This window comes from Streptomyces sp. SID11385 (assembly GCF_010548245.1).
Taxonomy (GTDB): Bacteria; Actinomycetota; Actinomycetes; order Streptomycetales; family Streptomycetaceae; genus Streptomyces.
Map to the genome: position 1 here is coordinate 1 of NZ_JAAGLR010000823.1, position 6,917 is coordinate 6,917.

General features: G+C 75.6%; 6 protein-coding genes. 2 read left to right on the forward strand and 4 right to left on the reverse strand.

Annotation, left to right across the window (positions count from 1 at the left end; genetic code table 11):
• Positions 1 to 122: 122 nt before the first annotated feature.
• Positions 123 to 1,307 carry a DinB family protein gene (locus G3I42_RS25090; protein WP_164289566.1) on the forward strand — a complete coding sequence of 395 codons (1,185 nt, stop codon included), beginning with the start codon at positions 123 to 125 and terminating at the stop codon, positions 1,305 to 1,307.
• Between the two features lie 52 nt (positions 1,308 to 1,359).
• On the opposite strand, the gene purU is transcribed toward G3I42_RS25090, so the two are convergent.
• Together purU and G3I42_RS25100 are read right to left on the reverse strand one after the other, a co-directional pair.
• Positions 1,360 to 2,277 carry a formyltetrahydrofolate deformylase gene (gene purU, locus G3I42_RS25095; protein ID WP_164289558.1) on the reverse strand — a complete coding sequence of 306 codons (918 nt, stop codon included), beginning with the start codon at positions 2,275 to 2,277 and terminating at the stop codon, positions 1,360 to 1,362.
• Positions 2,278 to 2,351: 74 nt separating this feature from the next.
• On the reverse strand, positions 2,352 to 2,852 hold the full coding sequence (locus G3I42_RS25100; protein WP_164289568.1) for a hypothetical protein: 501 nt from the start codon (positions 2,850 to 2,852) through the stop codon (positions 2,352 to 2,354).
• A gap of 118 nt (positions 2,853 to 2,970) precedes the next feature.
• Between G3I42_RS25100 and G3I42_RS25105 the strand changes: the two genes are divergently transcribed.
• Entirely contained in the window at positions 2,971 to 4,395 is a 1,425-nt protein-coding gene (locus G3I42_RS25105) for an ABC transporter substrate-binding protein (RefSeq protein WP_164289560.1), read from the forward strand.
• A 44-nt stretch (positions 4,396 to 4,439) separates the two neighbouring features.
• Here the strand turns inward: G3I42_RS25105 and G3I42_RS25110 are convergent, their stop codons facing one another.
• Together G3I42_RS25110 and G3I42_RS25115 are read right to left on the reverse strand one after the other, a co-directional pair.
• Entirely contained in the window at positions 4,440 to 4,979 is a 540-nt protein-coding gene (locus G3I42_RS25110; protein WP_164289562.1) for a hypothetical protein, read from the reverse strand.
• Positions 4,980 to 5,151: 172 nt separating this feature from the next.
• Complete coding sequence (locus G3I42_RS25115; protein WP_164289564.1) at positions 5,152 to 6,579, reverse strand: hypothetical protein; 1,428 nt, start codon at positions 6,577 to 6,579, stop codon at positions 5,152 to 5,154.
• Between the last annotated feature and the right edge of the window lie 338 nt (positions 6,580 to 6,917).

Sequence of the window (6,917 nt, forward strand, 5' to 3'; positions counted from 1 at the left end):
GGGCCGGGCGGGAGGAGGACGGGGAGGCGGGCGGCGGGGCGGCCGGTGCGGGCGGGTCCGGCGTGGGGGACGGCACCGGCGGCTCGCGCGTGGGGGCCGGGGTGCGGGGGCAGGCGGAAGGCATGGGTGAGCACCGGGAAGGAGACGGCGCCGGGGAGCCCTCGTGCGTGACGTACACCTCATTCGGGGTCTCGGGGATCGATCCGCTGCTCGCGGATCACCGGCTGTTGCGGTCCTTGCTCGGCGCGTGGGCGCTCGCGGCGTGCTCGGCGAAGGAGGCCCTGGCCGTCGAGACGCACCTCGGCGTGTGCGGGCCCTGCGCGGACGAGGCGCTGCGACTGCGCGACGCGGTGGGGCTGCTGCACCCGCAGGAACCGCTCGACCTCGATCCCTCGCTCCGCGCCCGCGTGCTGGCGCGCTGCCTGGAGCGGCGTCCGCCGCGGGTGCCCGTACCGGCCTGGGCGGAGCCGTACGACACCGAGACGGCCCGGCTCGACGCCCTCCTCCAGAGCCTCGGCGACGCCGACTGGCACGCCCCGGTCCGGCTGCGCTGGTGGACGCCCGAAGGGCCCGCCGGGCGCCGTACGACCGTCGCCGGGGTCATCGCGCACCTCCTCGCCGTCGACGGGCTCGTCGCGGCGGCGATCGGCCTGCCCGAGCCGCTCGGCGCGCACGCGCCGGAGATGCCCGTCCCGCCGCAGGAGCGCACCGAGCGGTACTGGACCGCGCTCGGCACGCCGGCCACCCGCGCCGAGCACGCGCCGTGGCGCGAGCAGACGCACGCCCTCGTGCGGACGGTCGGCTTCACGGACGGCGAGGGCGTCGGCTCGGGTGGCTACCCGATCCCGTACGGCGGTTTCTCGCTCCCGCTGCGGGACGCGCTCCTGGAGCGGGCCTTCGAGACGTGGATGCACGCCTGGGACATCGCGCGGGCCGTCGCCTACCCGTACGACCCGCCCGCCGGCCCGCACCTGCGCCCGCTCGTCGACCTCGCCACCCGCCTCGTCCCGCAGACCCTCACCGCCTTCCCGCCGCCGGACGGGGCGTCCCCCTCCGGTGCGCGCCGGACGCTCCGCCTGGAGATCGAGGGGCCCGGCGGCGGGGTCTGGCGGATCGGCGTCGATCCCAAGGCGGAGAGCGGGCAGGGCCCGCAGGAGGACGTGGCCGAGGTCCGCCTCGACGGCGTCGAGTTCTGCCAGGTCGCCGCAGGACACCTGACACCGGAGGAGGCGGCACTCGGGCAGGAGGGCGACCGGGAGACGATCCTGCGCGTCCTGCGGGCGACGGCGGCGCTGAGCCGGTTGTAGGCGCGGCGGGTGCGCGCGCCCAGGAGGGCCGCCCGGCCTCGTGGGGCTCCGCTCAGGCGAAGACCACCGTGCGGCGGCCGTTGAGCAGGATGCGGTGCTCGGCGTGCCACTTGACCGCGCGGGCGAGCGCCTGGCACTCGACGTCGCGGCCCGTGGCGACGAGCTGGGCGGGGGTCGCCGCGTGCGTGACGCGCTCGACCTCCTGCTCGATGATCGGGCCCTCGTCGAGGTCGGCGGTCACGTAGTGCGCGGTCGCGCCGATGAGCTTCACGCCCCGGGCGTGCGCCTGGTGGTACGGCTTGGCGCCCTTGAAGCTCGGCAGGAAGGAGTGGTGGATGTTGATGATCCGGCCGCTCAGCTGCTTGCACAGGTCGTCCGAGAGGACCTGCATGTAGCGGGCGAGCACGACGAGTTCGACGTCCTCCTCGGCGACGAGGTCGAGGAAACGCTGCTCCGCCTCCGCCTTGCCGTCCTTGGGGACGGGGATGTGGTGGAAGGGGACGCCGTAACTCGCGGTCAGCTCGCGGAAGTCGGTGTGGTTGGAGACGACGGCGGCGATCTCGACGGGGAGCGCGCCGCTGCGGGAGCGGAAGAGCAGGTCGTTGAGGCAGTGGCCGAACCGGCTGACCAGGATCGCGACGCGCATCCGCTCCCCCGCCCGGTGGATCTGCCAGTCCATCCGGAACGCCTCGCCGATCGCGGCGAAGCTCGCGCGCAGCTTGTCGAGCCCGGTCGGCTCCCCGTCCTCGCCGCCCGCTCCCACCGAGAAGCCGACCCGCATGAAGAACAGCCCCGTGTCCGCGTCCCCGAACTGCTGGCTGTCCTCGATGTTCCCGCCGGTCATGAAGAGGAAGCTGGAGACGGCGTGCACGATCCCCTGCTTGTCGGGGCAGGCCAGCGTCAGCACGTAACTGGAGGCGGGGGTGGCGGGAGCGGCGGAGCCGGCTACCGGTGCGGGCTGCTCAGTCATGCCCGCCAGGGTCCCACACCGCGGGGGACGGGGGCGTCGCCGTCCGGCACGCGGAACCCGCGCCCCCCGCTCCCTCAGGCGGTGCGCAGCAGGTTCCGCAGTTCGCCCAGCGTGCGCGGCGGCTGGTCGGGGTCGTCGCCGTCGGCGAGGGCGAGACGCACGTGGGCCGCGCGGCAGGCGGCGAGGGCCTCGGGCCAGTCGGGGTGCTGGAGGTAGGCCGTCGCGGGGGCGTCGGGGCCGACCTGGTGCAGGATGCGCAGCACGCGCAGCACGGCGGCGTCGACGAGCGTCGTCTCCTCGCTGTCGCGGAAGACCGAGCCGAGGTAGCGCTCGGCGGGCCAGTTGTCGAGCCAGGTGTCCTCGACCAGCCGGTACACGGCGTCGGTCACGTCCCCGTACTCCTCGCGGCCCGCGAGCCAGTACTCCTGCTGGAACGCCGGGTCGGAGAGCATGTGCAGCGCGGAACGCACGGTGCTGCGCCAGCGCCACCACGGCATGTCGTTGAGTGGCATGCCCCCCATGGTGGAGGAGCGGCGGCTGCGGCGTGAAGGGTTCTCCGGGCTTTGCACGGTCAGTGATCGTACGTTCCGCCCGGAACGCGCCGCACCGGTCCCCCGCTGTTCACCCGCCCGTCACCGCGTGTTGACCGTGGGTAGCGCGCCGGTTGGCGCGCGGCGACAAGGCTGCGGCGCCATGACCACCGGTCCGCTCCCGATACGTACCCGGCCCCGCCGCGCGTCCGCCCGGCGCCCCGCGCTCCGCGCCGCCTTCCGCGCCGCCTCGCGTCGCGCGGCCTCGCGCGCCGTCTCGCGTGCCGCGCTTCTGGCGGCGGTCGGCGGGCTGCTCGTCAGCGGCTGCGGGGTGCTGCCGGGCGGCGGGGACGACGACGACCGTCCCGTCACCGTCATGACGTGGGCGCCGCTGCACACCACGGGGACCAACGCGCCGGGGATGACCGCGATGGCGCGCGCCTACGAGCGCTGGGTGAACTCCCAGGGCGGCATCGGGGGCCGGAAGTTGCGGGTCCTCGTGTGCGACGAGGGCAACGAGTCGGTCGCGGCGGCGGAGTGCGCCCGGCGCGCGGTGCGCGAGAAGGCCGTCGCCGTCGTCGGCTCGTACAGCGAGCAGGACGCGGCGATCTTCTCGCCGATCTCGCTCGCGGGCATCCCGTACCTCGGCGGGTACGGGATCACGCAGGAGGAGTTCGTGAACCCGGACTCGTACCCGGTCAACGGCGGGCTGCCCGCGCTCGTCGCCGCCGAGGGCGCGCAACTCGCCCCGCACTGCGACCCCGTGGTCCTCGTCCGCCCGGAAGGGATCACGGCCGACACGTGGCCGGACCTGCTGCGCGCGGGGCTGCGCGGGGCGGGCGGTACGGCGGAGGTCGTCGACCTGCCCGTGCCCGCCGCCTCCAGCGACTACACGCCGCAGGCGGAGCAGGTACTCGGCCGGCTCGCCCCGGCCCCGGCGGCGCGCCGCTGCGTGAGCGTGGCGCTCGGCGACAGCACGGCGGTCTTCGTCGACTCCTTCCGCCGCGTGGCGCCTTCGGGCGGCGCGGTAGCGGGCGCGGGTACGGGGACGGGCGCGGCGCCCGCCGTGCGGATCGGCTCCGTGCTCGGCAGCGTGAGCCAGCGTCTCGTCGACCGGTCCGGGGGCGCGTCGGGGCCGTACGAGGGCGCGGCCGTCGCGGGCTGGTACCCGCCGGCGTCCGACCCGCGCTGGGCGCAGATGAAGAAGGTCATCACGCGGCACGCCTTCGGCGACAACGCGATCGACCCGGCGGACGCGGGCGTGCAGACGACGTGGATCGCGTACACGGCGCTGCGCCGCGTCGTGGAGTCCCTCGGCGAAGGGCCGGTGACCGCGCGGACCGTGCGCGACGCGCTCGACAAGGGCACGAAGGTCACGACCGGCGGTCTCACCCCCACCCTGAGCTGGGGCGACGACTACGCCCGCTCCGTCATCGGCTACCCCCGCACGGCGAACACCCGCGTGACCCACCTGGAGGTCCGCGACGGCCGGCTGGTCGCGGCGAAGGGCGCGGGGGACGGCCCGGGCGCGACGGGGGACGTGCGCGAGGCCCTGGAGAGCGAGCCGGCGGGGGGCCGGGAGGAGTGAGGCGGCGGGCCGCCGGGTGGCGGGGGTCCGCCCGGGGGCGCGCGTCAGTTGTGCTGCTCGTCGATGGTGACGGCCGTGCCGTCGGCGGCGATCTTGACGACGAGGCGCTTGCCCTTCTTGGTGGCGGCGTCGAGCTGCGCGGCCGTGCAGCGCTGGGTCTTCTCCTCGGTGCCGCAGATCCAGCCGTTGCCGTTGATGACGGTCTTGGTGGAGGTGAGGAAGGCCCGCTCCTTCTTGGTCGTGTCGTCGGTGACGGAGTACTTGCCGGGGGCGAGGTAGTGCGAGACGCCCTCCCAGTAGACCTTCTCCGGCTGCCCGTCGCCGGTGCTCCCGGTGGCCCCGGCCGTCCCGCCGCCCGTGTCGCCGGGAGTCTCTGCGGGCTGCGAGGCGGAGGGCGAGGCGGGGGACGTCTCGGCCGGGGAGGACGGGGAGGACGGTGACGGGGCGGAGGGCGAGGCCGGGGACGCGGCCGCGGCGTTGCCGGCCTTCGCGTCGCCGGAGTCGTCGTCCTGGCAGGAGGTGAGCAGGGCGGTCGTCGCCGCCAGGGCGACGACGGAGAGCAGGAGGCGCGGGCTGCGGGGCATGGATCTCCTCGGGTGGCGCGGAAGGGGACCAGCCCGGTGGAGAAGGCGTGGTCGTGGCTGCGCTACGCGTTGCCCCACGATCCCGAAGTAAACGGCGAAGCGGCGGAGTTGAGGACCCCGACGGGATGCGACGCCGTGCCCGGCGCCCCGATCGCCCGCACCTCCGGCGCCCCTACAGCTGGCTCTTGTCCCGCTGCGTCAGCTGGTACTTCGAGGCGATCGCGTTCCACAGCCCCGAGGCCTGCTGCTTCGCGCTCGTCGCCTCGCCGCTCGCGCGGTCGCCCGCGTTGCGCTGGTTCGTCGAGCGGGCGTGGCCGCCGGGGCAGCCGCCGTGCTTCGCGGTCTGGTCGGCCCAGGCCGCGTAGTGGTTGTCGGCCGTCGCGGAGGCGTGCCAGGCGCGGGTGAGGGCGGTCTTGAGCTGGTCCTGCCGGGGCAGTTTGTCGACCGGCAGCTGACCGAGCCGCTTGACGAGGTCGTTGCGCTGCCGCGCCGCGTCGCGCAGGTCCGCCGCCGCCTTGCCGAGGTCCTTGCAGGAGCCGATGTTGCCGACCGAACGGACCACGGCGTCACGGCTGTTGTTCGAGTCGCCGAGGAGCTTGTCGAGGCCGACGGCCTGCTCCTTGACCGGGTCGGCGGAGGGCGAGGGCTTCGTGCTCTCGTCCTCGCCCTTCGCGTCGTCGCCGTCCTGCTGTCCCGTGGCCGCGGTCGCCGAGACGGGCGAGGTCTTCGCCTCGTCGTCGCCCCCGCCGCCCCCGACGAGCGCCCCGACGCCGAGGCCGAGCGCGACGACGCAGACGCCGCCTATCCCGATGAGCAGCCCCTTGTTGCGGTTGCCGCCGCCCCCGCGCGGGGGCTCGTCGTAGCCGTTGTCGTAGCCGCCGCCCGAGCCATAGCCCTGGGCGCCGTAGCCGTTGCCGTACGCGGCGGGCGGCGGCGTCTGCCCGGGGGCGCCCGGCTGCTGCGGGTAGCCGTAGGCGGGGGGCGGCGGGACCTGCGGCGTGATCGCCGGCATCTGCGTCGTCGCGCTCTCGCCCTCCGTGCGGAAGAGGCTGTCGAACTCGGCGGGCGGCTGGGTGGGGGCTTCCTCGTACGGGGACGGGGCCGGGGGCTGCGCGGGCTGCCCCGGGAACTGCGGGTTGCCGCCGGGCACGGGCGCGATGTACTGCGTCGCCTGCGCGTCGGGCCCCGCCCCGCCCGGGAGCGGCGGCTGAGGCGCCGCCGGGTAGTACAGGTTGTCCTGCCCCGCCGACTCGGGCGGCAGGGGCCCGGCGCCCGGCACGGGCGCGATGTACTGCGTGGCCTGGTTGTCGGCGCCGCCGGGCGGGAGGGGCTGGATGAACTGCGTGGCCTCCGCGTCGCCGCCCTGCGGACCGTGCGGGGACTCGAAGGGCGGCGGGTAGCCGTAGCCGCCCGCCGGGGCGGGGGCGTGCGGGTAGCCGTAGCCGCCGGAGTGCGCGGGGGCCTGCGGGTTCCCGTACGCGTCGTAGCCGGGCTGCGGTCCCCAGGGGGTGCCGTCGGCGGGCGTCCCCGAGGTGCCGGGGTACGGGGCGCCTTCGCCCTCGGAGGGATGCGGCTGCCCGCCATGACCGCTCTGCGCCACCGGAACTCCTACGAATGGGGGACCCTGGGAATCGTCGGCTCACGCTACCCGGTCTCTCCGCACCCCGGCCACGCGCGCACCCGGCCCGGGCCTTCGCCGCAGGTCAGGGTGGACACGGCACGGGAACGCCGGAGGAACGGCGGGGTCCGCCGGACGGCGCCACACCGTCAACAGCCGCGCCGCGACGCGTCAACGACACGGCCGGTACCACGAGCTGACGAGCCACCCGTGCACGCGGCCCGCCCCGTCGCCGATCAGACCGGCTGGGCGGCCACCCCGCGGCGGGTGGAGGCTCGCTCCGTACCACCGACGCGGACCGCCCCCGCCGGGGAGGACGG